A 26,350-nucleotide genomic window follows, 5' to 3' on the forward strand; every position below is an offset into this window, starting at 1 on the left:
GGTTTCTATAATGTAATTTTTTTGCCCATTCTTTCTAACTCTTGTATTTCTATTTCATTTTCTAACAACCGTTATGTATAATTTCTTTAAATATGTTTTAATATCCATAGGAAGTCATCCTTTCCATAACTTTTTTTAAATAATTATGGGTATAGTTTTTTATTTTTTCTACTCACTTCTAAGTCCTTTCCAAATTTCAGTTGTATATATCCATCTTTCATATATATATATCCTCCTAGCATAAATATATTATGCGCAAGTGCATTCTCATAACTTAAATTCAAATTTCATTAATTTATTATCATTCAGACCATACGTATAAGTTTCTCTATGTCGTCCTCTGAAACCTGAGTGAAGATGTTCTATATTCATACTCACAACGTCTCTTTTCTTAATCCAAATTTAGTGTCCAAGCCATGCTATATTAAGACAAAAGAAAAGACACCCATGAATGGAGTGCCTTTGTTTGATTATATTTATTTTATTTCATAATCTTGTCTACCTATCTCATCGCCCGCAACTCCTTGATTAGCTACTAAGGTTACAGGAGTTTCTAAATCATCTAATTCATAAGCGACGGAGCTTTCTACTGTACCATCTTTCTTTATAGTTTCCGTTTGTGTATCTAGATGATTTTCGTCTGGTAATCCACCCATTTCCAACTCATTTACTGCATCCGAATCATTGTCTTGTATCGCTGTAAATACCGCCATCCATGCTGTTGATGGATCTAGGTCCTTGTCAGTAAAGTTCGTCGTTTCATACCAAATGGCGAATACTGGTTTTTCTCCATGTTCGTTACCCGGTTCTCCGACAGGTATAACTTTAGTTTCTGTTATTTTGATTTTTAAATCTTCAATCTTAGCCTCATTATCTTTGAAATATACATCCTTGTTACTGTTTGATTCCGTGCTTTCGTTATTTTCGTCGCTTCCTTTGTTTGCCGCATCGTTACTTTCGGTTGATCCACCGCATGCAGATAAAACTAATAACATTACAGTAAATAAAACAAATAAGTATTTCTTCATATCTTTAACCCCCATATATGTAATTACCCTAATTATGGAGTAGTTGACAATATTTTTCAATATTAAGATAGACTTCTTTACTCTTTTGAACTCTTTTTTGAACACACACACTTAAAATAAAGTTATAAAGTCATCTTTTATTTAGTAGAGTTTTTCTCCTTGAGGTGGGACTAAGGCTAAAATCTCGGGTGTTGAACAAATTACGAATTATCACTGGCGAAGCTTTTCTTGTTCCTTATCTCCAACAAATCAGGCATTTGGTGGATTTACCGCTTAAACTTTTCGTATTCTCTATAACTCTTGAAGCGCAGTTTTACAGCACCTTAGATCCGAGGAAATTATTTTTTAAAGGCTTGACATATACCTTGCAAGTCGTTAATCACCTCATCTGCCTCTTCCCACGTTGTAACCGTTGCTCCAGAAGCCAATGGATGTCCCCCACCACTATATTTTGCAGCTAGTTCATTAATAGTTGGTCCTTTTGAACGTAAACGGACACGAATTTGTTCTTCCTCTTCAATGAAAACAACCCAAGCGACAATTCCTTCTATGTCCCCTAAAATACTAACTAGTTGTCCAGTTTCCGTTGGTTTAATTTCAAATTCCTCTAATATACTTTTAGTAAGCTTAACAAATGCCAAACCACCGTCCCATAGATTAAAATTTTGGTAGATATAACCTTTTAACTTTGCTAACTTGTCGGAAATACTATACATGCCATCATATAATTTAGAACGATCAAAGCGATATGTAACAAGCTCTGCTGCGAGTACAAAGGTTTTTTTCGTTGTACTAGGATATAAAAATCTTCCTGTATCTCCAACAATTCCAGCATACAATAAACGGGCAGCAGCATCGTTACAAGTTAATCCATATTCTTTTGTCTGTAAATAAAAATCATAAATCATTTCGCTTGTCGAGCTGGCACTTGTATCCACCCATTGGATATCGCCATAGGCATCTACATTTGGATGGTGGTCAATTTTAATTAATTGCTTACCCAGATTATATCGCTGATCACAAATACGACTTGTGTTTGCTGTATCGCAGATGATTACAAGTGCATTTTGGTACTGTTCATCACTAACATGATCCATTTGTGCTAAGAAAGTTAAAGATGGTTCGTCAGCTCCTACAGCAAAAACTTTTTTTTCGGGAAACGATTGCCGAATTATTTCCTTTAGTCCTACTTGAGAGCCGATGGCATCTGGATCAGGCCGCACATGGCGATGAATAATAATCGTATCGTAGTTTTTTATGGATTCTAATATTTTTTTCATCTTATCACCTATTTCTTTTTCAAATTCAATCGATAGCTATATCGTACAAAAAAAGGTAAAATAGATAAAGTAACCTTCCCTCTGTAGGAATTCTTCACCCCCCTACTGTTAAGAAATATTAGAAAAACTTGGCTTATCGCCAGTCTTTATGGCGAAAGCGATCGTTTTTCTTATACGTTAAAGTGAAACTTCATTCAGTAGGAGTTTGCTTCCCTCTCCTACTGAATGTTAGTACCACAAGGGTATGACTTAAAGGCCCTTGAACCAATCGGGCATTTAGGTGCCGTTTTTCTTTTATGTTCACAATGCATAATAGATTTTAGAGGAAAGTACGGCACCTTACATACGGGATAAAGCTTAAAGTTTTATACTTTCCTACAGTGGAACAAAGGGGCGTCCTAGGATAATCAAGATCTGTCACTTTTAAAGGTTGTTTGTGCGTACGATGTATCGCTTTCGAAGTTTTCTTCCTACCGACCCGAAGCGAACGTACCGTTTTACTTCTGTTCTTTGACGTTCCATACAGAAGTTCTTAATATGTAATAAAGAATATTTTTTGAATTAGGAGCGATATCATGTTTATTTTTGCTGTCATTATTCTTTTATCTCTGGTACTTTATGTATATTATAAAGTAGCGATTGTTAAAACGAACGATGGGCTAAAACAGGCCTATTTTCATGCAAAATCACGAATCTGCTTAGGTAGCTTCCTAATTGCCTTTACGATTAATCAATATATTTTTTACCAGACACGAATCTCTTTATTTATTGGGATTGTTTTCCTGATATTTGGGCTTCCACTCATTCTTCGAGGTATTAAAGAGGTTAAACATTATCGCAATGAATGGAAACGATTAAATCTTTCATAAGTAGACGGTAGTACCAAGTCCAACATCCGCGGATCGCTAATTGCAGGTATTCGTAAAAACCTAAATACCTCACATTTTATAATTGGCTGACTATCCCATAAGTGGTAGTCAGCTCTTTCCTCTTTATTAAAACAGTTTTTGCTGTTTATGCTCCATTTAGATTAACGATTAATCAATTGCGCCATTAATAATCCTTTACCAGCAAGCCTTTGCTCATCATACACTTCAATATCAATTTTTGCATACAATCTACCAACTTCGAGTAACTTTGGTCTGATTTGTAATGTACTTTCTATTTGTACTGGTTGAATGAAATAAAGGGTAAGATTTTCTGCAACGAGATCCCCTTTTTTATATTGTAACAGCATTCTTCTGCTGGCTTCGGTAATTAAAGCAGTAAAAACGCTACTTGAAAGTGTACCTAATTGGTTAGTCATTTGTGGGGAAACTTTTGTTTCGTAAACATATTGTTCAGCATCTAATTCCATCAAGTTACGAGATACAATATCATCAATTGTCTCCCCAATTTGCGGTTGACGCTGATTTTGTTGTAACGCTTTTAATACATCTTGTCTAGATATAATCCCCTCTAAACGATTATGTTCATCAGTGACTGGAATAACTTCAATTCCTTCCCACACCATCATATGTGCTACTGAAGCTAAGGATACGTTTGTTTGAACAGTCTTTGGCTGCTTGCTCATCACTTTCTCAATCGCTGACTCAGAAGATTTCCCAACCACATCTTTAGAAGTTACTATTCCTACAACTCGTTTACGGTTGTCCACTACTGGAAAGCGCGTATGCTTTGATTTTTTATTGAGTAAATACCAATCCGCAACCTTTTCCTTCTCATGTAAATAATAGGACTTTTCATAAGGCGTATAAATATCTTCTACGAGAATAATTTCTTTTTTAATGAGTTGATCGTAAATAGCTCGGTTTATCATTGCAGCAACTGTAAATGTATCATAGCTAGTTGATATAATCGGCAACTGCCGCTCATCTGCAAGCCGTTTGATATAATCTTCTGTATCAAAGCCTCCTGTAATTAATACAGCGGCTCCTTCTTTAATAGCCAATTCATGAGCTTTGAATCGATTTCCTACGATTAAGAGTGACCCCGCCTCTGTATAACGCATCATGGCATCTAATTGCATCGCACCAATAACAAACTTGTTTAGCGTTTTATGCAATCCTTCTCTTCCGCCTAAGACTTGCCCTTCAACAATATTAATAAGCTCTGCAAACGTTAATCGCTCAAAATTATCTTTTTTCTTTTGTTCAATCCGAATCGTGCCTACACGTTCAATAGTGCTGACGAGCCCTTTATTTTCTGCATCTTTAATTGCACGATAAGCCGTCCCGTCACTAACATGTAACTCTTTCGCTATTTGTCGTACGGAAATTTTATGGCCAATTTCTAATGAGCTAATATGCTCAATGATTTGTTCATGCTTACTTTTCATCGACTCGTACACCATCTTTCAACTGTACTAATGAATTATTTATCATTTATTATACAGTTGAACAGGAATAAACTCAATGATTATAGGTTCTTCGTTGCTTTGTATATTCCTGTTCCATAATTGGCGGTTGAATTAATTGCAATAACGATGCTATATTAGCACCTACAACTAAGAGAAAAAATCCTAACCACGCTCCCCAAAATATCCATTCTAATGGTTTTACTGCTTGTGGTATTGCTGGCCAAGCCAAGTATAAGAAAAACCCTGCTAATAAAAGCCGTAATAAAGCATATTGTCCTCGCATCCATATCCCTCCCTTTACTCTAACCTATGAAGGAAAATAAAAATACAGAACTACCGCCCTCTTTTATCGTAATCTCTCCGTATTCTCGATCATTTTTGAAGTAGGAGTCTGACGGCACCTTACATGCGGGATAAAAATGGATGTAGTTTCTTAAATAAACATAAAGCTTGATAAGTACCAATCTAGCACGTAATCTCCAAAATAATAGGTAATCCATGTGGCTAACAAAATGGATGGAACAAATGGTACCGGCTGCTTACGTTTAATTTGTTTCAACATTATCAGTACTAAACCGAGAAAAGCACCTATGATACACGCTAGAAAAAAACATAACAATAATTTTTTTATGCCGATTACAAATCCAATCAAAGCAAACAGTTTCGCATCGCCAACTCCCATTCCACCTCGACTTATAATAATGATAACTAATGGGATAACTAAACCAGCTAATCCACCGATAAGAGGACTCCACCACGGTGTGAGTGGTTCTACACTACGTAGAATGATGAATAAAGGAAGAAAGAATAACAACAACGTATTAGGGATAATCATATAGGTGAGGTCTGATACTAACGCAATAACAAGCATCGAATGAAGCAGAAGAACAATCATTAATTCTAAATTAATCCCAATGGACCAATAACTGATAGCAAACAGTAATCCGGTTATTATTTCTATCAAAGGATACTGACATGAAATAGGAGCATTACAATTATTGCATTTTCCTTTTAAAAAAACAAACGAGAGTACCGGAATTAACTCGTACCATTGCAAATGTTTGTTACAGCGTATGCAATAAGAGCGGTTCATTCCAAAAGACTCCTGTTTTGGTAATCGCAAACCAATTACAACAAAAAACGAACCAAAGATCAACCCTATAATAAAGAAAAGTATAAATATATGATTTTCCAATCTAATTACTCCTTACTATCACGCATATTTAAAGAAAACTTAGCAAGCGTCAAGCATAGCGCAGGCATATGCTTAGTTCCACCTATACTTAGAACATTACAATCTTACCGCGTCACGTTTATCCCGGCTCCCCAGCTATTTTTTTGAATGTTAAACGTAAAAGCAAATGGTACGAACTTTGGGAAAAATTAAGTGAATCTTTAAATCGGCGCGGGTTTCTTTTCCCCCCCACTGACTGTTAGTACCTTAAAGGTATGACCTAAGGCCTCTGAACAGAATCGGATATTTCACTTGCAATTGGATTGTACGCTTATCCTCCCAGGTTTTGGAAGGGAGATGTCTTTCTGGCAGTACATGCAGGATAAACGGAGGAATGTATAAAGAAAGTTATGCAAAGACATTCAATTTGGGGGCTTCGAGATATCCTTCTTTAAAAAGGTGAGCTTGTAGCTTGTTGTAAACAGATCAAGCTCACCAAAAATAAGACACAACTCAAAATATCCTTCTAGCAACTAATCAGATAAGCTGAACTAAATTATCTGCTTTTTACTAAATCGTTATCGTTTCACCTATTTCCATAACTCGTCCCTTTCCTGGGCTTACCTGCTTGGCAAACGCCTCTGCATCCTGTTCAATCACTGGAAAGGTATTGTAATGGATTGGAACTACTGTTTTTGCTTTCACCCATTTAGCAGCAATCAAAGCATCTTCCGGACCCATTGTAAAGTTATCACCAATTGGGAGAAAAGCCAAATCAATCTCATTCATTTCTCCAATCAACTTTAAATCTGAAAATAATCCCGTATCACCAGCGTGGTAAATCGTTTTGCCTTCAATAGTTAATAAAATCCCAGCAGGCATCCCTGTATAAACCGTTGAACCATCTTCTTCAGTAAATGCTGAACCATGAAATGCTTGAGTAAATTTTACAGTTCCAAAGTCAAACGTATGCTTCCCGCCAATATGCATTGGATGTATTTGTAAGCCTTTTGTACCTAAGTATACTGCTAATTCATTTGGTGCTACAATCGTTGCTTTTGTTCGTTCAGCAATGGTAATGGTATCACCTACATGATCATTGTGTCCGTGCGTTAGTAGAATATAATCTGGTTGAACTTTATCCACGTCTAAGTCACAAGCTTCATTCCCTGAAATAAATGGATCAATTAGAATTTGATGCATATCTGTTTGCACCTGTACAACGGAATGTCCGTGATAGGATACTTTCATCATCATCTTCCCCTTTCATTCACTATACATTTAATTATACCAAGATAACTATTACGGTTGTACCCGATTTCATTCTTTTTTACACATCATCATAAAGTGCAACTACATTTAATGTTGTTTTCCACTACTAGTAAGTAAAATACCAAAATATCGGGCGTTCTGAGAAGTCCACTTTTTCTGTGTAAGGATCGGCTGTCGAGTTTTTTCTTCCTGTCGACTAGAACCACTGGGGATGTAAATGCAGCCATCCCGACTTAGATTTCTTCCTATTCTTGAAGTGAGAGTCTAACGATACCTCCGATGCGGGATAAAAAATAGATATTTCAAGTGCTTTTTTAATTAACTCTTTATTTGCTATAATAAACCTAATATGTTTAAAGAAGGTGTAAAGATGAAGGAAAGAATTGAAAAGTTGCTAGCTAAAATGAAGGAAATGAATTTAGACAGTATATTCATCACTTCAACAGCTAATGTTTACTACATAAGCAACTATTATACGGATCCACATGAACGATTGGTAAGTGTTTATCTTAGTAACAATATGGATCCTGTACTCATTGTCCCGGCAATGGAAAAAGAAGATGCAAAAGCTGCAGGATGGCAATACGACATCATTGCTTATCAAGATCATGAACAACCATGGGAAATGTTTTATAAAAGGTTAAAAGCTGCGGAAAAACTTCCTAATACGATTGGTGTTGAACATAATCATTTTACTTTAGATCGTTATTATATGCTACAGCATTTTTTTCCTAAAACAGAAGTTATAAATGCAGAAGAGCTGTTGGCTAATTTACGAGTAATTAAAAGTAAACATGAATACGAGCGGTTGAAAACTGCTGCTGAGCTTGCTGACTTCGGGGTGAAAACTGGAATTGCAGCTATTAAAGAAGGGATTAGCGAATTAGAAATCATCGCAGCTATAGAATTCGAGCTTAAAAAGCAAGGTGTTCAAGCCATGTCCTTTTCAACCATGGCTTTAACGGGCGCGAAAACTGCTTCTCCTCATGGTACACCTTCCATGAAAAAAGTGGAAAAAGGCGATTTAGTACTTTTTGATCTTGGAGTGATCTATGAAGGATATTGTTCTGATATTACGCGAACAGTCGCGTTTAAATCAATTGCAAAAGAACAAGAAACAATTTATCATACCGTATTAGCTGCCGAAGAAAAAGCAATTGAAGCTGCACAATTAGGTGTTCCCGTTGGAAAATTGGATCAAATAGCTCGTGATCATATTACAGCGAACGGATATGGTGAGTATTTTACACATAGGATTGGACATGGTTTGGGAATTGAGACACATGAATATCCGTCGATGCATCAGGATAATAAACTGCCTTTAGCAGAAAATATGTGTTTTACTATTGAACCAGGTATTTATGTTCCAAATGTTGCAGGTGTACGTATTGAGGATATGATTTATATGACATCGAAAGGGCCCGAAGTATTAACTGCCGCCACAAAAGAGTTAATCATTGTGGAGTAATGAAATTACCTCGTATATTTTTTTAAAAACAAGCAGTAAAGGCTATCTTTACTGCTTGTTACGTATTATGAAAGCAATACATGTGGGTCAACGTACTTGAAACCATGCGCAGCTGCTACAGCTTCATGAGTAACATGACCTTTCCATGTATTAACCCCTTTTAGCAAGGATACATTGTTTTTAATTGCTTCAACAAGTCCTTTATTTGCTAGTTGTAAAGCATATGGAACGGTAACGTTGGTTAATCCAATCGTAGAGGTTCTAGGTACGGCTCCAGGCATATTAGCAACAGAATAATGTAAAACTCCATGCCTTGTGTATGTTGGATTATCATGGGTTGTGACATGATCACTCGTTTCAAAAATCCCGCCTTGATCAATTGCGACGTCTACAATTACAGAACCATCAGACATCGCCTTAACCATATCTTCCGTCACCAATTTAGGCGCCTTTGCTCCCGGTATTAAAACAGCACCAATGACCAAGTCCGATTCTTCTAAGGCTAAGCCGATATTCATTGGATTGGACATCATTGTATTAATCGAAAACCCAAAAATATCATCCAATTGACGAAGACGCTCTGGATTCAAATCAATCACCGTCACATCAGCACCTAATCCAACAGCAATTTTAGCGGCATTTGTTCCTACTACTCCGCCACCAATAATGGTTATTTTAGCTCTTCTAACGCCAGGTATTCCACTTAAAAGAATGCCCTTTCCGCCCTTCGTTTTCTCAAGAAATTGTGCCCCAATTTGCGAAGCCATTTTACCGGCAACCTCACTCATCGGTGTTAATAATGGTAACGTATTATTTGGTAATTGTACTGTTTCGTAAGCGATACTTGTTACTTTATGATCCATTAATACTTTTGTTAAGTCTGGTTCTGCAGCTAAGTGCAAGTATGTAAACAGAATCAGCCCATCATAAAAATAATCGTATTCCTCCGCTAAAGGCTCCTTTACCTTCATAACCATTTCCTGCGCCCAAGCTTCTTTTGCTGTAGCAACAATCGTAGCTCCTGCATCTTTATATTGGGCATCTGTAAAACCCGATCCCAGACCCGCACCTGTTTCAATAAAAACTTCATGTCCCTCTTTTTTTAAAGTAAGCACCCCAGATGGAGCCATCGCTACTCTGTTTTCATTATTCTTTATTTCCTTAGGCACACCAATTTTCATTTTATGACCTCCCCTTCTATCTTGTTAATTAGATGTATATAATCTAACAGTATCAAATATTTAAAAAAATGGAAAGAGGAAAGGTAACCCACATGTCATGTGGGCTACTTTACCTCTTTATTTCTTTTGATTATTAAAGGTATGGATCCCCTTATTGCTGTGACGTTGTTCAATTACTCCCATCTGATAGCTTTCATTTAACTGATTTTGAACGGCTGCTATTCCCTTTTCATCCTCAAAAATTTTCTGTGGTTGATTACTTCGCTTGTTTTTCGTCACATTTTTCACTCCCTTGTTTATAGTTTGTCCATATCCTTCATTTATTTGCTGTAATTATTTTAGTAAAAATGACATTTTTTGATTGTTGCTTTAGCTAATAGGGTATATAGTTAAGTAAAGAAAGGGGAGATTAAAGTGAAGTATAAAAATATTCTTGTAGCAGTTGATGGGTCTGAAGCATCAGAAAAAGCTTTTTTAAAGTCGCTGGATTTTGCCAAGCAAAACAGTGCAAGGCTAATTCTTGCACATGTGGTTGATTCACGAACTTTTGCTACTGCAGAGGCTTATGACAGAACTTTAGCAGAGCGGGCAGATGAATATGCTAAAGAATTATTAGACAGTTATGTAGATAAAGCAAAAGCTGCCGGATTAGAAGATTTAGTTCGTTGTGTGGAATATGGTTCACCGAAAATAAAAATCCCTAAGGATATTGCAAAAGAGTTTAAAGCAGACTTAATTGTTTGTGGTGCCACTGGTTTGAATGCTGTTGAGCGATTTTTAATTGGGAGTGTTTCTGAAAACATTACACGCCACGCTTCTTGTGATGTGCTTGTTGTTCGCTAACAGAAAGCTGGCAGCGTTTTCTATGGGGAAGCGCTGCTTCTCTTGTCTCGATCGTTAAACCCATACTACCATTGTCCAAAACAAATATAGCAGTACGGGTATGAACAGAGTTAATTAATAAAGGTTTTGTGATGGATAATACCATACAAAACCTTTAGACTTAATTTCCTTCGGTAAGACGGATGGTGTCCCTTGCAATCATAACTTCTTCATTTGTCGGAATAATCATTACTTTAACCGGAGAGTGTGGATAGTTAATAAACTTCTCTTTTCCTCGTGATTTGTTTAACGCAGGATCCCAGTAAACACCCATAAATTCTAATCCACGTAATACTTTTTCACGAATCAGAATACTATTTTCCCCGACACCAGCAGTAAAGATTATCGCATCCACTCCAGACATTTTCGCTGCATAAGACCCAATGTATTTATGGATTCTTTCAGCAAATACATCTAATGCTAATTTAGCACGTGGATTCTCATCAGCTTGTTCTTCAATATCTCTAAGATCACTAGAAAAACCAGATAAAGCTAGCATTCCACTTTCTTTGTTTAATACATGTACCACTTCAGCAGCCGACTTACCTGTTTTTTCCATGATATATGGGATAAGTGCTGGGTCAATATCTCCGGAACGAGTACCCATTGTTAGACCAGCTAGAGGTGTAAAGCCCATAGATGTATCAATCGACTTACCGCCTTGAATAGCTGCGATACTTGATCCATTTCCTAAATGACAGGAAATAAGTCGCAAATTTTCAATTGGTATACCTAACATTTCAGCAGCTCGTTGCGACACATATTTATGAGATGTGCCGTGAAATCCATATTTACGAATGCCATAATCTTTATAATAATTATAAGGTAAACTATATAAATACGATGATGGAGGCATTGTTTGATGGAAGGCTGTATCAAATACTGCAACCATCGGTACATTAGGTAAAATCTCCTGAAATGCATATATACCTGTTAAATGTGCAGGGTTGTGTAAAGGTGCTAATTCAGAAATTTCTTCTATTTCTTTCGTTACTTGCTCAGTGATTAACACAGAATCAGTGAATTTTTCCCCACCATGAACAATCCGGTGCCCAACTGCATTAATCTCTTCGAGCGAAGTAATAACACCAGATTGTTTTAAACCATTCAACAGCTTTTTAACAGCTTCCTCATGATTTGGGATATCCCCTACAAATTTATCCTTCTCACCTTGAGCTTCCATTTCAAAGATAGCTTCATGAAGACCTATTCTCTCTACTATCCCTTTTGCAAGAACTTGTTCCTCTGGCATTTGTATTAATTGGAATTTCAAAGATGAACTACCGGCATTAATTGCCAATACATTACTCATTGCTGTTCAACTCCTCTTATTATACATCTGGAACCAATTATTTATCTGACCTAGAATATTTTCCATAGCACTGGAATTCGAAAAAGATGGCATCTTTACTAATAATGGTTGATTTGGAGCAGTCGTATTTTGACCTTTTTTCTGTAAGATTAAAATACTTCGTCTATGCTTTTCTGATTGAAAAACGGTATCTGGTAAGCTTATTACACCGACAATATGTGCATATTTATGAATAAATTGTCTCAACTGCTCCGCCTGATCACTCGTAAATAAAAATTCTGGAATAATAAAAATAAGATAACCACCAGGTTTTGTATAATTGAGACTTTGCTCTATAAATAAATGGTGAGCATAGGAAAGACCTTCCTTTGCCTTTAATTCAAAGCTCCTCGCATGTACATCATCTGGATAATAACCAACTGGTAAATCTGACACAATTAAATCAACAGGATCGAGTAAGAATGGTTGTAAGCTATCTTGATGGAAAAATTCAATTTGCATTTTTTGTAAGTTAGCATTCCAAGCAGCAAGCTGTATTAATGTCAGGTCTACTTCACTTGCATATGCTTCCTTTGCTTGCGGTAATTGATGAAGCACTGTTGTAAGCAAATTGCCTGTCCCTCCAGCAGGGTCAAATATGCGCAGTTTTTCTTTATCTGTAAATAATTTTGAACTAAGATAAGCGATAATTAAAGCCACTGTTTCAGGAGTCATCATATGCTGCTGTTGCGTAGAACCCTTCATTCCTTTTAACATAACTAATTGAATGGCTTTTCTTATTTCATCGGTTGTATAGGTATCCATATTCAATTTATCTAATGCCTGCTGTAATTTATGTGTCAATTGTTTATCAAATCTTTCAGGAACCTTTTGATGAAACAAGATTTCCATCGTATATGCTAAGCTATCTAAGTAAGTTTCATTCACATATTGCTGAATAAGATGTGTTATATTGTCCATCCATTCATATAGTTCTTCTATATTCGATTTTTCCATCTAGTGAACCCTCCATTCGGTCGATTCAAAGCGCAATCTATTGTACCAAAAGCGTGCAATTTATACAATGGATTGCTGTGTATTCCGATTGGACAGCAAAAATCCCCCTCACCGAATGAGAGAGATTTCATTCTCGTTAATTTGCTTGTCTGGCAGCTTCCAGAGCAGCATCGTAATCCGGATGGTTACTAACTTCACTTACATATTCTACATGTGTGACCTTGTCATTACTATCCACAACAAAAATTGCTCTCGCCAATAATCGCAATTCTTGAATGAGTACTCCATAATTTTGTCCAAACTGCGCATCTCGGTGATCCGATAATATTTCCAGTTTATTAATATGATGCTGTGTTACCCAACGCTTTTGTGCAAATGGCAAATCCATACTTATGGTTAAAACTTGTACATTGCCAATTGCCTCTGCCTCTTCATTAAAGCGTTTTGTCTGGTCAGCACATACTCCTGTATCAATGGAAGGAACAACACTAATCAACTTAACCTTCCCCTTATAATCATCCAGTGACACTTCTTGTAGATCGTTTGATAATACTCGAAACTCAGGTGCTTTATCACCTACTTTTACTTCATTACCTACTAGGGTGACAGGTTCTTGTTGGAATGTTACATTTACCATATAAATCATTCCTTCCTAAATAATTGTATTCCCCTATTATTATGAATTGAATATGGATACATGTCCACTATTTTACGCGGAATAATTTGTGAACAAAATTACAACGTTTTCATTTTCAAACAGTTTTACTGTAAAGTGAAACTTCATTCAGTAGGAGTTTTCTTCCATCTCCTACTGAATGTTAGTACCACAAGGGTATGACCTAAAGGCCCTTGAACGAATCGGGTATTTAGGTACCGTTTTCTACCACTTAGAACCTGTTGTATCAACTCAAGATTTTGAAGTGGGAGTCTTACGGTACCTTATGCGGGGTAAAGTCATTAAACATCATATTGAGTTGGAGCTTGCTTTTGTTTTGTTTCTTGTTTACCTGAGCAATCTTTTTTTCCGGAGTCTTTCATTATTTCCTGTACCTTTTCTACAACTTGTGGCGCAAAATCAAGCATTTTTTCATAAATATGGGTTTGTTGATCGAGGTGAACCATTTTTATTCCTTGGTCACTGACAATTAAAAATGCTACTGGCGTAATAGACACACCTCCCCCACTACCCCCGCCAAAAGGTAAAGTTGCCTCACTATCAGATGAGGAAGAGTCATTCGTTGCATTAAATTCACTTCCGCCTGCAGCAAATCCAAATCCAACTTTGGATACCGGAATAATGATACTTCCTTCGGGAGACTGTACAGGATCACCAATAATTGTATTTACTTCTACCATTTCTTTTAAATTTTCCATTGCTGTTGTCATTAATCCTTGAATTGGATGCTCTTCCACGAGTGTTCACTCCTTATACTATCGTTTGTTTTTACCAACTCTCTTTGTTAGTTGCAGAATGATATGTATAGCTTGTACAAATCGTGTGGAAACCATGCAAGAAAAAAACATTTCGACACCCTTATGTTGAAATAACGGAATCACTTGTAAATCTGGTAAACAGCTTTGTTTGCTATTTTGTATCATCCAGCCAGTAATCATTCCCTTTAAACTCCAAACTCCCCCAGCAATCATACCTGTTAAAGCTGCATCACCTGTTCCGCCTTTTGTATGCCAATACAAGCGGCGAATTACGAATTGGCGAAGAACGATAGATAATAACTGTTCTCCTTGTTTTATCATTTTGAAAACTTGTTTAAACTGTTCGGAAATGTTTTGAAAATAGTTGTTGTCAACAGTTAGAGAAGTATCATTTAATTTGTAAATACGTTTAACAATCTGTAAACCAAACCAATAGATTTGAATAGATAGTTCAGTATCATGCATTTGATGATTTATATGAATACAAATTGTTAATTTGCTTATTAGAAGAATGAATAAAACACATATCAAACCACTTAAAACTAGCAACATGATAATCACCTCAACTTTACGTTATTTTTCCGCAAATATCCTATTCTAATCCATCGTTTAAAATTTTGATTAGCGAAACGGTGTCAGCCCTATGTACAAAAGAGTCCGAAAAAAACACACATCGAATTTCTACTTGCAGGACGTGCTAGAATCTTCATTGCAACAAAGCGCGTTGTCAACTTAACCACCCGGTACTCTTCCCCTTTTGTTGCACACATATTTTAAGTTTGTTTTCATTTTTTAACAATTCGCGGAAACATGGTAGAATAAGGTGAAACTCTGTTTTCTACTTTTTTTGATACGCATTTTAACATAGAGAAAACTCATAGGAGGAATGAAAACGATGACAGCACGAAACAATATTTACTTTTATTACTTAAATAATCAAGGAATTGAAGACAAATTAGCCGTACTTGAAGACTTAGCCATTTCTAATGGTTTTAATGTTGTAGATGATAGTAAATTAGCAAATATTATTGTTAGTATTGGCGGGGATGGTGCATTTCTGCAAGCGGTAAGAAAAACAGACTTTCGTCAAGATTGCCTCTATACGGGAATTAACCAGTTTGGTGAAGCTGGTTTATATTGTGATTTTAACATGGATAACTTTGGAGAAATGCTTCATACGATGCAACATGAGAAGTTAGAAGTTCGGCGTTTTCCTGTTATTCATACAAATGTTGATGGAGGAACAGATTTTTACTGTCTTAATGAAATTAGCCTTCGTTCAGCAATTATAAAATCTATCGTTATCGACGTATTTATTGACGATAACCATTTTGAAACATTTCGCGGTGACGGATTAATTGTTGCAACACCTACTGGAAGTACGGGTTACAATAAATCAACGAATGGCGCTGTCGTTGATCCGCTCATCCCTTGTTTTCAAGTATCAGAATTAGCTTCTATTAATAATAACAAGTATCGAACATTGGGATCCTCTTTTATTCTTCATAAGGACCGTAAATTGCGCCTATCTGTCAGACAGGATGGAAACGATTACCCTATTATTGGTCTAGATAATGAAGCATACTCTATCCGAAACATTCAAGACGTTACGGTTACATTAAGTGATAAAGTGATTAAAACCGTAAAATTAAAAAATAATTCATTCTGGGACCGAGTAAAGCGCACTTTTTTATAAAGTGAAACTCATTCTAAGCTCTCCACGAAAGAATAGATCAAGGCTTCCGATATCGCAACGTCCTTGAAAGTACGTGCGATGTATCGCTTACAGAAGCTTTCCTTGTCCTTGAAAAACCGCGAAGTATTGCTGTCATAGCAACTCTGTGCTGTTGATCTGAATGAATCAGACATTTAACTGGCGTTAACTCTTACTTCTTCTTATTTTTATAACTCTTAAAATTGCAGTCTTACACTAACTTTGATCTGGAATAAAGTGAAACTTCATTCAGTAGGGGTTTTCTTCCATCTCCTACTGAATGTTAATACCAAAAGGGTATGACCTAAAGGCCCTTGAACGAATCGGGCATTTAGGTGCCGTTTTCTACCACTTAGAACCTGTTGTATTAATTCAGGTCTTGAAGTGGGAATCTTACGGCACCTTACATGCGGGATAAAAATAAACGTATGTAAAATTATACAAAAGGACTACCCGTCTGGATAGTCCTTCATACCATCTTCTTATTTTATTATTGAAAACTTTGACCACCAAATTGTTGCTCAGCCATTTGCACAAGACGCTTTGTAATTTCACCACCAACAGAACCGTTAGCACGTGAAGTTGTCTCTGGGCCTAATTGAACCCCGAATTCTTGTGCGATTTCATATTTCATTTGATCTAAAGCTTGTTGAACACCAGGAACTACTAATTGATTTGAATTGTTTCTTGCCATATTAAATCACCTCCTTGGTACTTATAGATTGTGTACGAAGGAAGCAATCCATTCATGTTTTCTATTGGTAGTTACTGTTAAAATTGGCTTCTCTTATCCTTAAATTCTAACCAAAAAAGTGCAGTTAAAAAATAGGAAGAAGGTTAAAAACAAACATTGCAACAGTCACAAAAATATAACTAATATATATAAATAGAGATTACTCATTAAACCTTTTAAATGCATTGATCCAGTCAATTAGAAAAGACCGTCGTATGGCGTTTGCTTTTCTTTTGCTGTCACCTTGATCGTTTCAATACCGGAAAGTGCTTCTTCCATCAGCTTCGAAAAATTATTTTTTGCTTCATATAAATTGGCTTTTTCTCTTTTCGGTTTAGTTTTTGGAGACTTTGGTACAAATATCGTGCAACAATCTTCATAAGGAAGAATGGAAGTTTCATATGTACCAATCTCCTGTGCCAAATCGATAATTTCCGTCTTATCCATCGTAATTAACGGACGAATAATCGGGTAATTCGTTACCTCGTTAATGGTATTCATGCTTTCCATCGTTTGACTCGCAACTTGCCCAAGGTTTTCTCCAGTTGTTAATGATAAAATCGATTGCTGTTCACATACTTTTTCGCTAATTCGCATCATCATACGGCGCATGATTGTCATCGCATATCCATCTGGAATGGTTCGAAATATTTCTTGTTGCAGCTTCGTAAATGGAACGATATGTACAGAAATAGCTTTTCCATACCGTGTTAATTGCTTTGCTAAATCAAGAACCTTTTGCTTGGCACGCTCACTGGTAAATGGTGGAGAATGAAAATGAATTGCCTCTAATTGAACTCCACGCTTCATTGCAAGATATCCTGCTACCGGACTATCGATTCCTCCAGATAACAATAACAACGTTTTTCCGGACGTACCAACTGGTAACCCTCCAAGTCCCTGAATCACACTAGAAGTTATATAAGCCGCTTCTTGCCGTAACTCAATCCTAATTTCAACATCAGGCTGATGCACATCCACAGTAATACCAGTCGTATTCGTTAATAAATGGCTACCTACTACATGATTAAATTGCTGTGAACGAATGGGAAATTCTTTGTTAACTCGTTTTACGGTAACTTTAAACGTTTTTGCGTGCGTATTTTGCTGTAACGCATAAAGTGCGGCTTGCTTAATCTTTTCGACATCATTTTCTTCTTTTATCGCTAAACTTAAACTTTGGATACCGAAAACATGCTTACATTTCTCAATAATTGGTTCTGGATCATGACCATTCAATAGAATGAACATTCTTCCTTGTGTGCGCTTCACTTTTACATTTGGAAAATCATGAAGCTTACTCTGTAGATTTTCCTGTAAACGAATGATAAACGATTTAATATTTTTTCCTTTTAAAGCCATCTCACCATAACGTATTAATATATGATCATATTTCATGTACATCTACCCCATTACTTCTTTTAATTGACAAATGCTTTTTTTCAACGTTGTTATAAATTGCTCTAATTCTTGCATTGTATTCGTGTATGTCATACTTACTCGTAATGCCGAAGTAGTTCTCACTTTCGGAAAACCGCAGGCTGCAAGTACCTTACTTTCATCTGTACGTTTGGACGAGCAAGCTGACTTTGTAGAAATGTATATTCCTGCTTCACCAAGCATATGGATTAATACTTCTGGTTTGATCCCAGGAACTGAAAAATTAATAATATGTGGAGCAGCATCTATAGGTGTATTAATTGTAACATCCGTAATTTTTCCTAACTGTCTACGAAGATATTGCTGCAATTTATTTAAATGATCTCCACTTCGTTGTTTCTTTTCTTGTATTAGTCGTAATGCTTTTACCATTGATACCGCACCAGCCAAATTTTCGGTCCCGGACCGGATCATTTGCTCTTGCATTCCACCATGAAAAAGCGGAAATAACGTAGTCCGGTTTTTGACGTATAATATACCTGTTCCTTTTAGCCCATGAATTTTATGACCAGACATGGTGCAAAGATCAATGCCACTATTAGGTAATGGTAATGAAACTTTACCTAATCCTTGCACATTATCCACATGTAAGAATAGCTTTGGATAGTTCTTGGCAATTGCTCCAATTTCAACAATTGGCTGAATAGAACCTAACTCATTATTTACATGCATAATCGTAATCAAAATAGTATCCTCTCTAATCGCCGCTTTTAAATCTTCAAGTACTATCATACCATCCTGATTAACCGGTAAATACGTAATTTCAAACCCTAATTTTTCAAGGCTTTGACAAGCTTCATATACAGATGGATGTTCAACCATTGTTGTAATAATATGCTTTCCTCGGTTTTGGTGTTCAAGCGCAATTCCTTTAATTGCTAAATTATTTCCTTCGGTTCCTCCAGAAGTAAATACAATTTCACTTGCGTCTACATGTAAAAGTTCCGCAGCCTGTTTCTTCGCTTGATGTAATAGTTTTTCTGATTCTCCCCCTAAGGAGTGAATCGAGGAAGGATTCGCAAAATACGCTGTTGAAACTTGTTCAAAACTCTTTAATACTTCTGGATCCGGTTTTGTTGTTGCACTATTATCTAAATAAATCATCATTTTACTCCTTATTCCATAATATCTTACATACATTACAGCATCGCACCAGCATTGACGTTTCTCGTCAAATACAATTTGAAAACGATATATTTTCAGATACTGGAGTTCACTAATTCTATTTATTAAAATAACCTAAGGCTAGAGCTCTTGATTATCCTTACATCAGAACCTATAATCTTTCAGGTTACTCCTCGTCTTCTACATTTATTTTTTACGTTCTTAACGTTGAAAAAAGGATATTAGCGAATGAATATCCTTTTTTCCTCTCTCGATATTTAATTATCAATCGGCTCTTGGTACGCTTCAATCCGTTTTAATGCACCAGGCTCTACTTCTTCAACTGCTTTAGCCGCTGTCTCCAAGGCTAACTCATATTCATAATTTCGAAACAGCCGCTCAGCTTCGGCCAGTTTTTCAGCTAAAAGAGGATATTGACTGCGATACCGATTGGCATATTGAATGACTTGTTCAGTTAAATAAGCTTGCTCAAGCATGAGATCCGTCTGCTCCATACAATACGAAACTGCATTCTTTGCATCATTTAACGCTTGCTGAACTTCAGCCATCTCTAACGGCTGATTTTCTAACGCTTTTACTACACGGTGATTTTTTTCACTCGCCGTTTCAAGCAAATTCCAAATAAATGTTGGTACTCCTGGTACATTGCTTTTTTTCAGCTTCCGTTGGATATAATATAATTGATTGCGCATTTCCGTCAACTTTTCTTTTGCTTCTAATTCATCTTTACGAAGATTATGAATGCGTTTTTTAAACTCTTCATGCTTTTCTTCAAGCTTTTCAATCTCCACAAAACCCTCTTCAATTTCAAGGCGCAATTTGGTATGTGGTACTTTTTTCTGCTCCATCTCTGATACAAAAGCTTCCATTTGTGAGTTTAATTTTGCTATTGATTTCTCTAGTGTTAAATACTTCTCCATGTCACTATCTTCAAAGTAATACGATTTTTGCAGTTGCTCTACTTCCTCTTTCGTATTACTGAAACTAGCTGTCATTTCTTCCAGTGATTGTTGATATGAAGGCATCTTTGTATCTACATAATTTTTAGCAATTGCTTCTTTTTCTAAGAGCTGATACATTTCTTTCATGCGCTCTTCTATCTCTTCAATTATCACTTCTGCATTTCTCATATCGCCATTTTCCATTTTTTCAACCATATGTAAAAGTTTTTGTTGATAATTGCGAATTTCTTTTTCAAAAGCAAGATGCTCTACTCGATAACCTTCATTTTTCATTTCTTTGACGCCTGTAAGTAGATCATCTAATTGTGAAGGTAACTCCTGCTTACACATCCGAAATAGATGTGGAAATTCATGCAGTCTTACTTCCACTGTATCCAAAGATACACGAATTTGCTCGACAAGCTCTCTCGCTTCTAAATAATTGCCATCATCTACTAACTCATAGTAGGAAGCTACCTGCTTCGTAAGCTCGTCAAGTTTCTTTTCAAAGTAGCTCTCCGCTTTTCCATACTGATAGCGGGTTTGCGATAATTTTTTTCGCAATTCTTTTAGAGTAGGTTCTACATACTCCATCTCTTTTCTGCTCTTTTCTTCAGATTCAAGCAGCTCATCCACTTCTTTTAAAATCTCTTCAATTGCTACTTCTACCGACTGTAGTATTTTCTCTACTTCCGCTAATGTCTTTTTAGCCTTGGAAAAACGGTAACGGTCCGCCATCTCTTCTGCATCGAATAAGTACTCTTCTATATCTGTCAATTCTTTCGTTACAATATGTTCCCAACGTTCTTTCCAGGCTTCAAACTTATCCTGTGTTTCCCCTGATAAGTTAAGTATTTTAATGCGGGAGAGCTCAGCATTAATGTTTCGACCGATAATATCCATTTTCCATGCTTCATATTGATCGACAACATCATATATTCTTTTTCTTAAAATAAGTCCTGTAATAATAAGTGCAATGACTATAAGTATACTGCCAATGATGTATGCCATAAAATGCCTCCCAACTAAATTCCTATAAGAGGATGTTCAAAAGTTCGTAAAAATGACGCATCGAAATTCTTCACACGTTAGAACGAATAAAATTTTTCGCGTTACGTTTAGCCAAGGCAGTTCAAATTTTAAGTTCTACGTATAAGTTCAACCAAGCACTGTCTGCGCTTTACTTGGTGCTAAATAACTTTCCTTTATTGGCTTGTTTCTTCTCTGCTCATGTATGCAAATGCCTACACTTGCTACCCGAAATTGAACCGCCTCGAATTTCGACTGGACAGGACGAGCTAGTGACGTCCCTTACAAAAAGAACGCTCGTAACCTTAGCCAACCTCAATCTTATTTTATCCCCTTTTTGAACACGCACTATAAATAGGATAACGTTCCTAGGATAATTTCTTATCACAAATAAATCTACATATAATAATACCATGTTCATTGCTTGTTTTGCTAAAAAAATACAAATAAATTGACGAATTACGGGTAAAAATCTTAATTTACCAGATTTGTCTCTTGTGCTACGACAAAATCTAACCATTGATGGATCGTTTTTACATAATTTTGGACAAATAATTCATGGGAATATTGTCCTATAATTTGGTTTTTCCATTCATTTGGCATCATATATGGAGTAACCAGCATACCTTTTAGTTGCATGTATAAATAAGTACGGTCATTTATAGAAGTTGTTCGCTCATTCAACACAGCATAAAAAGCATTGCTAATAAAGTGGTTCTCCTTCGCTAGATAAGTGACAGTCATCTCCCTTACAAAAATAGAGTCCAAAGACAGCTCTCGATGTATAAAACAGGAAAATTGATGTTTGCTCTGTTTATACTGTATAATAATAAAAATTAATTCCTTAAGCTTATTTAATGGATTTAAATTATGATTCACTTCCAGAGCTGCTTCGATTGTCTCTAAGTATTTTTCATAATATTCCGTTACTGCAAATTCTAACAACCCTTGCTTTCCATTAAAATAGTAGCTAATTAGCGATACATTTACATTTGCTTTATCGGCTATATCACGAACGGACGTACCATGAAATCCTTTTTGAAAAAATAAACTAGAAGCAGCTTCCAGCACCTTTCGTTTTGAGGGATTGATTTTCATATAACTCAACTCCTTACATCTCTTTTACGACAAAAGAGATAATATATCCTGCATTTTTCGCTCGACAAAAAAATATCCTTTGTCGAAATAACGAATCAGAAAGGAAATGTTTCATGTTTCAAACAAGTACGTACTCCGGTAATAAAGAAAAAGATTATCATCTATTAATTCGTCAGTTGCATGCCCTAAGTGAGGATGAACATGAGCATATTGCCATTTTAGCAAATGCGTCTGCATTATTAAATCAATTTCTCGATCAAATAAATTGGGTGGGATTCTACCTTTGGAAAGAACAAGACAATGAACTAGTACTTGGGCCGTTTCAAGGTTTACCTGCATGCATCAGGATTGGATACGGAAAAGGAGTTTGCGGTACAGCTGTAAAAGAAAAAGCAACCCAGCGTATAGCAAATGTTCATGATTTTCCAGGTCATATTGCCTGTGACAGTGCTAGTAAATCTGAAATTGTCATACCGATAATGAAAGATGGTAATATTTATGGAGTGCTCGATATTGATAGTCCGATAAAAAATCGATTCGACCATGACGACCAAATCTACTTAGAAAAATTCGTTGATGCATTACAAACGCATTTATCCAGTCATTAAAACATATATTTTACTTTTTAGCTAGCGGTAACCTCCATTGGGTTCAGCCGCTAGCATTATTTTATTTATAAAAATCCCAGGATTTAACAACACTATTTTTCCCCTTGCTTTTTGCTTCGTAAAGAGCACGGTCGGCGCGAATAAATAATTCACTTACTGTATCTTTACCAACATCTCCCCAAGAAGAGACCCCACAGGAAACTGTAACCGATGGATCAGTCGAACGCTCTACATGTTGGCAAATTTTTTTTGCTAAAGCTACGGCATCATCTATTTCCTGATTTGGCGTATAAATTGCAAGCTCCTCCCCACCCCATCTGGAAGGGATCGCCTCTTCTGCCGTGTATTCATGAATCACATCGGCAACTTGCTTTAATACTTTATCACCAACATGGTGTCCATACGTATCATTTACTCGTTTAAAATCATCAATATCAAACAATATTAGAGCTCCTTTAGCCGTTGATTTTCTTAATTTTATGATCATTTCTTCTAAATAGCTTCTTGAATAAAGCTTTGTTAAATAATCGGTTATTACTGCCTTTTGCAGTTCTTCTTTTAAAATCGCATTAGAGAGAGCTAACGAGCAATGTTGAATCAATGATTGTAATAATTTAAACCGTTCAAAGGAAAAGAAGTAAGATAATGGATGCATAATAACAACTAATCCGTAAACTTCAAATTCTTGTTGCATTGGAATAATTAACAGTGACCGATATGGTAACCCAGGGTATTCTTTGTAATTTCCGTAAAATTTTGGACCGTCAATGTTCTCTAATAAGTATGATGCAAATGCACCTCCTTGTGACTTAAAATAACTTGTACTTGCAGCTTCGATAGTCGTGTATTCATGGTCACGTTTGAAAATAAATCCAACTTCCATCGCCTGACAAATATCAATGATTTTATTGCGTACGTATTCCATAATTCCTTTTAAATCTAAATTAGAATTTAGTTTATGAGTCACATCATTAATTAACTTTAAATCCGAAATTTGATGACTGCTATTTTCCATAAGACTTGCATTCTCTATCGATTTTCCAGCAGTTTGAGCAATTTCCATAATAAACTGAACATCATTTTTCTGTAAATATACTCCTTTTTCTTTTACAAGCTGAATAACCCCATATACTCCTTGATTTCCTGTTAGAGGTGCAAACAATTTATAAATTTGCTCTGAATGTTTCTCTATTTGTACCTCTCCGGAAATAAACGCCATGGAACTGTAGCTCATAGGCTCTTCATCATTATACGTAATTGGTTGAATCGGACAGTCAATTTCAATATCTGTATCCCGAGATAATAGTAATTGAGTAGTATAGCTTGGATAAAATTGCGTAATGGCGGTAATGACTTCTTGAACAATCTCCGCTTTATTTTCCATTGTAAACAATCGGATCGATAAGTGATAAAGAAATTTGAATTGACCTTGTTGATTCATTCTCCATGTTGTAGCGCGAAGCATCCGTACCACTTCAGATTGCAGCATATTTAATAGCAAATGATCCATTTGTTTTTTACTTTCAATATATAGCACGTATTCTGCATTTAATTTCATAAAATAGCCATTGACGTTTTCCGCCTCGATCCACTGATGAATTTCCATATGTACTGGTACAACTCTACTATTAAGGGATGGTTCGGAATTGTCCATTTCTACTCTATGAAGCAAGTGATAACCATCTTCACAATAGCGATATATCCCTGCACTTCGAATACCTTCTAGTTGAGCTATCCGTTCGATCATGAATGATAAGCTTTTTTCTAAACATTGACTCGAAGCAATCGTTAGCAATTCAAAATAAGCCTTATGTAATTGTTGCTTCACATGTTTTAAATTCATCATTTTCACCAGCTATCATTTAGTTTTTAAATGCCATTCTTGTACAACTAAGCTCCATTATAGGAAATCATGCATAAAATACTTTTTATAATAAAAAGTGAAACGTCATTCCGGTGGCAAGCAGTAGACCAAAGGCTACCACCTTGAAAAAATCTGTCACGATGTAGTACGGTGAACATTTTTCTTGTTCTTGTAAGATCTGATGAGTCGCTGGGAAGTTGCTTGTTCTTAGCTTTTTCTTCAAGCGTTGTTGCTGGCGAAGTTTTACTAATCCTATCAACCTAAACCCACGCTGCTTTTAAATGTCATCTTGTAGCTTGAATTTTATATATGAGCTATTAATATGGAATAAATAGCTTATTAAACTTATTATAACTTATGTAGGTCTTTTTTCCTATGTTTTAATTTATCGAAATCTATTTTCAATAAGTAGTTGACTTCTCTTTGTAAAAAATATATACTATTCGTTGTGTAAAATAATAAAGTAGCCTTAGTGATCTGGCGCTTGTAACCATGTTGTTCCTCTACTTCACAGAGGTGTATCGTGTAACTCTTAGCTGCTGGAGCGATGGTACATGAAAACAATATGAGCAAGTGTATAGAACACGCTCTTTTATTTTATACAAATAAAAGAAAAAGGAGGAAATGTCTTATGGCTCGCTATACTGGACCAATATGGAAAAAGTCACGTCGTCTTGGCATTTCATTAACCGGAACTGGTAAAGAATTAGATAAACGACCTTATGCACCAGGTCAACATGGACCAAATCAACGTAAGAAAATATCTGAATATGGGTTACAACAACAAGAAAAGCAAAAATTACGTTTTATGTATGGTTTAAATGAGCGTCAATTCCGTACGTTGTTTAACCGAGCAGGTAAAATGAAAGGTGTTCACGGTGAGAACTTCATGCTATTGCTTGAATCCCGTCTTGATAACCTTGTTTACCGCCTTGGCTTTGCTCGTACGCGTAGACAAGCTCGTCAGCTAGTTAACCATGGTCACATCACTGTTGATGGTGCTCGTGTTGATATTCCATCTTACTTGGTAAAACCCGGCCAAGTTATTGGCTTACGTGAAAAATCCAAGAACTTGGATATCGTTAAAGAAGCGCTCGAAGTGAATAATTTTGTTCCTGACTATTTAACACTAGATGAAAATAAATTAGAAGGAACATTCACTCGTTACGCAGAACGTGAAGAACTTCCTGCTGAAATTAATGAATCCTTAATCGTTGAGTTCTACTCACGTTAATTTCAGTGCATATTTTTTAACAGTTTTAAAGACCCTAGAAAGCTTGCCATTTCAAGTGTTCTAGGGTTTTTTGTTTTTTCTGCTTCGTAAAATAATATATACTCCCCCATTCATTTAGGGGAGGTTTTTAAGTACGTGCGGACAGGTGTTTATTAATTTAAAACGAGCAAAAAAGAGA

Annotated in this window: 25 protein-coding genes; 6 read left to right on the forward strand and 19 right to left on the reverse strand. The window is 36.1% G+C overall.

Annotated elements, in window-relative coordinates:
• Positions 1-476: 476 nt before the first annotated feature.
• Positions 477-1,028: a DUF5067 domain-containing protein gene (locus JNUCC74_RS11905; protein ID WP_454065512.1), complete on the reverse strand. Its 552-nt coding sequence runs from the start codon at positions 1,026-1,028 to the stop codon at positions 477-479.
• A 338-nt stretch (positions 1,029-1,366) separates the two neighbouring features.
• Positions 1,367-2,308: a DHH family phosphoesterase gene (locus JNUCC74_RS11910; RefSeq protein WP_454065513.1), complete on the reverse strand. Its 942-nt coding sequence runs from the start codon at positions 2,306-2,308 to the stop codon at positions 1,367-1,369.
• A gap of 575 nt (positions 2,309-2,883) precedes the next feature.
• On the opposite strand from JNUCC74_RS11910, the gene JNUCC74_RS11915 reads away from it, so the two are divergent.
• The gene (locus tag JNUCC74_RS11915; RefSeq protein WP_077321352.1) at positions 2,884-3,177 is read left to right on the forward strand and encodes a YtpI family protein; all 294 of its coding nucleotides are present in this window, start codon (positions 2,884-2,886) and stop codon (positions 3,175-3,177) included.
• Positions 3,178-3,338: 161 nt separating this feature from the next.
• Here JNUCC74_RS11915 and JNUCC74_RS11920 read toward each other — a convergent pair whose 3' ends face one another.
• The 4 genes from JNUCC74_RS11920 to JNUCC74_RS11935 all read right to left on the reverse strand — a co-directional run bounded on the left by JNUCC74_RS11920 (position 3,339) and on the right by JNUCC74_RS11935 (position 7,092).
• A complete protein-coding gene (locus JNUCC74_RS11920) occupies positions 3,339-4,646 on the reverse strand; it encodes a DRTGG domain-containing protein (RefSeq protein WP_077321353.1) in 1,308 nt (435 codons plus the stop codon).
• A 73-nt stretch (positions 4,647-4,719) separates the two neighbouring features.
• Positions 4,720-4,950, reverse strand: a complete 231-nt coding sequence (locus JNUCC74_RS11925; RefSeq protein WP_454065514.1) for a hypothetical protein — start codon at positions 4,948-4,950, stop codon at positions 4,720-4,722.
• A gap of 150 nt (positions 4,951-5,100) precedes the next feature.
• Positions 5,101-5,862, reverse strand: a complete 762-nt coding sequence (locus tag JNUCC74_RS11930) for a prepilin peptidase (RefSeq protein ID WP_454065515.1) — start codon at positions 5,860-5,862, stop codon at positions 5,101-5,103.
• Between the two features lie 549 nt (positions 5,863-6,411).
• Entirely contained in the window at positions 6,412-7,092 is a 681-nt protein-coding gene (locus JNUCC74_RS11935; protein ID WP_454067892.1) for a metal-dependent hydrolase, read from the reverse strand.
• Between the two features lie 391 nt (positions 7,093-7,483).
• Here JNUCC74_RS11935 and JNUCC74_RS11940 point away from each other — a divergent pair, with 391 nt between their 5' ends.
• On the forward strand, positions 7,484-8,581 hold the full coding sequence (locus tag JNUCC74_RS11940; RefSeq protein ID WP_454065516.1) for a M24 family metallopeptidase: 1,098 nt from the start codon (positions 7,484-7,486) through the stop codon (positions 8,579-8,581).
• A gap of 65 nt (positions 8,582-8,646) precedes the next feature.
• Here the strand turns inward: JNUCC74_RS11940 and ald are convergent, their stop codons facing one another.
• Both ald and JNUCC74_RS11950 read right to left on the reverse strand, forming a co-directional pair.
• Complete coding sequence (gene ald / locus JNUCC74_RS11945; protein ID WP_454065517.1) at positions 8,647-9,762, reverse strand: alanine dehydrogenase; 1,116 nt, start codon at positions 9,760-9,762, stop codon at positions 8,647-8,649.
• A gap of 117 nt (positions 9,763-9,879) precedes the next feature.
• Complete coding sequence (locus tag JNUCC74_RS11950) at positions 9,880-10,041, reverse strand: hypothetical protein (RefSeq protein ID WP_179104441.1); 162 nt, start codon at positions 10,039-10,041, stop codon at positions 9,880-9,882.
• 129 nt (positions 10,042-10,170) lie between these two features.
• Between JNUCC74_RS11950 and JNUCC74_RS11955 the strand changes: the two genes are divergently transcribed.
• Positions 10,171-10,605 (forward strand): universal stress protein, encoded by a 435-nt coding sequence (locus JNUCC74_RS11955; RefSeq protein WP_077321359.1) that lies wholly within the window; start codon positions 10,171-10,173, stop codon positions 10,603-10,605.
• 160 nt (positions 10,606-10,765) lie between these two features.
• Here JNUCC74_RS11955 and JNUCC74_RS11960 read toward each other — a convergent pair whose 3' ends face one another.
• The 5 genes from JNUCC74_RS11960 to JNUCC74_RS11980 all read right to left on the reverse strand — a co-directional run bounded on the left by JNUCC74_RS11960 (position 10,766) and on the right by JNUCC74_RS11980 (position 14,938).
• Complete coding sequence (locus JNUCC74_RS11960) at positions 10,766-11,956, reverse strand: acetate kinase (protein WP_454065518.1); 1,191 nt, start codon at positions 11,954-11,956, stop codon at positions 10,766-10,768.
• A gap of 6 nt (positions 11,957-11,962) precedes the next feature.
• Positions 11,963-12,952, reverse strand: coding sequence for a class I SAM-dependent methyltransferase (locus JNUCC74_RS11965; protein WP_454065519.1), 990 nt, complete (start codon positions 12,950-12,952; stop codon positions 11,963-11,965).
• A gap of 136 nt (positions 12,953-13,088) precedes the next feature.
• On the reverse strand, positions 13,089-13,589 hold the full coding sequence (gene tpx, locus JNUCC74_RS11970) for a thiol peroxidase (protein WP_454065520.1): 501 nt from the start codon (positions 13,587-13,589) through the stop codon (positions 13,089-13,091).
• A gap of 320 nt (positions 13,590-13,909) precedes the next feature.
• Positions 13,910-14,365 carry a GerW family sporulation protein gene (ytfJ, locus tag JNUCC74_RS11975; protein ID WP_454065521.1) on the reverse strand — a complete coding sequence of 152 codons (456 nt, stop codon included), beginning with the start codon at positions 14,363-14,365 and terminating at the stop codon, positions 13,910-13,912.
• A gap of 18 nt (positions 14,366-14,383) precedes the next feature.
• A complete protein-coding gene (locus tag JNUCC74_RS11980) occupies positions 14,384-14,938 on the reverse strand; it encodes a DUF2953 domain-containing protein (RefSeq protein WP_454065522.1) in 555 nt (184 codons plus the stop codon).
• Positions 14,939-15,281: 343 nt separating this feature from the next.
• Between JNUCC74_RS11980 and JNUCC74_RS11985 the strand changes: the two genes are divergently transcribed.
• On the forward strand, positions 15,282-16,082 hold the full coding sequence (locus JNUCC74_RS11985; RefSeq protein ID WP_454065523.1) for an NAD kinase: 801 nt from the start codon (positions 15,282-15,284) through the stop codon (positions 16,080-16,082).
• A gap of 508 nt (positions 16,083-16,590) precedes the next feature.
• Here the strand turns inward: JNUCC74_RS11985 and JNUCC74_RS11990 are convergent.
• The 5 genes from JNUCC74_RS11990 to refZ all read right to left on the reverse strand — a co-directional run bounded on the left by JNUCC74_RS11990 (position 16,591) and on the right by refZ (position 22,466).
• The gene (locus JNUCC74_RS11990) at positions 16,591-16,794 is read right to left on the reverse strand and encodes an alpha/beta-type small acid-soluble spore protein (RefSeq protein WP_077321366.1); all 204 of its coding nucleotides are present in this window, start codon (positions 16,792-16,794) and stop codon (positions 16,591-16,593) included.
• A 237-nt stretch (positions 16,795-17,031) separates the two neighbouring features.
• Positions 17,032-18,231: a tRNA uracil 4-sulfurtransferase ThiI gene (thiI, locus tag JNUCC74_RS11995; protein WP_454065524.1), complete on the reverse strand. Its 1,200-nt coding sequence runs from the start codon at positions 18,229-18,231 to the stop codon at positions 17,032-17,034.
• Between the two features lie 6 nt (positions 18,232-18,237).
• Complete coding sequence (locus JNUCC74_RS12000; protein WP_454065525.1) at positions 18,238-19,377, reverse strand: cysteine desulfurase family protein; 1,140 nt, start codon at positions 19,375-19,377, stop codon at positions 18,238-18,240.
• Positions 19,378-19,655: 278 nt separating this feature from the next.
• Positions 19,656-21,350, reverse strand: a complete 1,695-nt coding sequence (gene ezrA / locus JNUCC74_RS12005; RefSeq protein ID WP_454065526.1) for a septation ring formation regulator EzrA — start codon at positions 21,348-21,350, stop codon at positions 19,656-19,658.
• Positions 21,351-21,842: 492 nt separating this feature from the next.
• A complete protein-coding gene (gene refZ / locus JNUCC74_RS12010) occupies positions 21,843-22,466 on the reverse strand; it encodes a forespore capture DNA-binding protein RefZ (protein ID WP_454065527.1) in 624 nt (207 codons plus the stop codon).
• A 113-nt stretch (positions 22,467-22,579) separates the two neighbouring features.
• On the opposite strand from refZ, the gene JNUCC74_RS12015 reads away from it, so the two are divergent.
• Entirely contained in the window at positions 22,580-23,074 is a 495-nt protein-coding gene (locus JNUCC74_RS12015) for a GAF domain-containing protein (RefSeq protein WP_454065528.1), read from the forward strand.
• Between the two features lie 61 nt (positions 23,075-23,135).
• Here JNUCC74_RS12015 and JNUCC74_RS12020 read toward each other — a convergent pair whose 3' ends face one another.
• Positions 23,136-24,917: a sensor domain-containing diguanylate cyclase gene (locus JNUCC74_RS12020; RefSeq protein ID WP_454065529.1), complete on the reverse strand. Its 1,782-nt coding sequence runs from the start codon at positions 24,915-24,917 to the stop codon at positions 23,136-23,138.
• A 652-nt stretch (positions 24,918-25,569) separates the two neighbouring features.
• Between JNUCC74_RS12020 and rpsD the strand changes: the two genes are divergently transcribed.
• Positions 25,570-26,172 carry a 30S ribosomal protein S4 gene (rpsD, locus tag JNUCC74_RS12025; protein ID WP_077321373.1) on the forward strand — a complete coding sequence of 201 codons (603 nt, stop codon included), beginning with the start codon at positions 25,570-25,572 and terminating at the stop codon, positions 26,170-26,172.
• Positions 26,173-26,350 lie beyond the last annotated feature (178 nt).

The organism is Cerasibacillus sp. JNUCC 74, assembly GCF_053667775.1.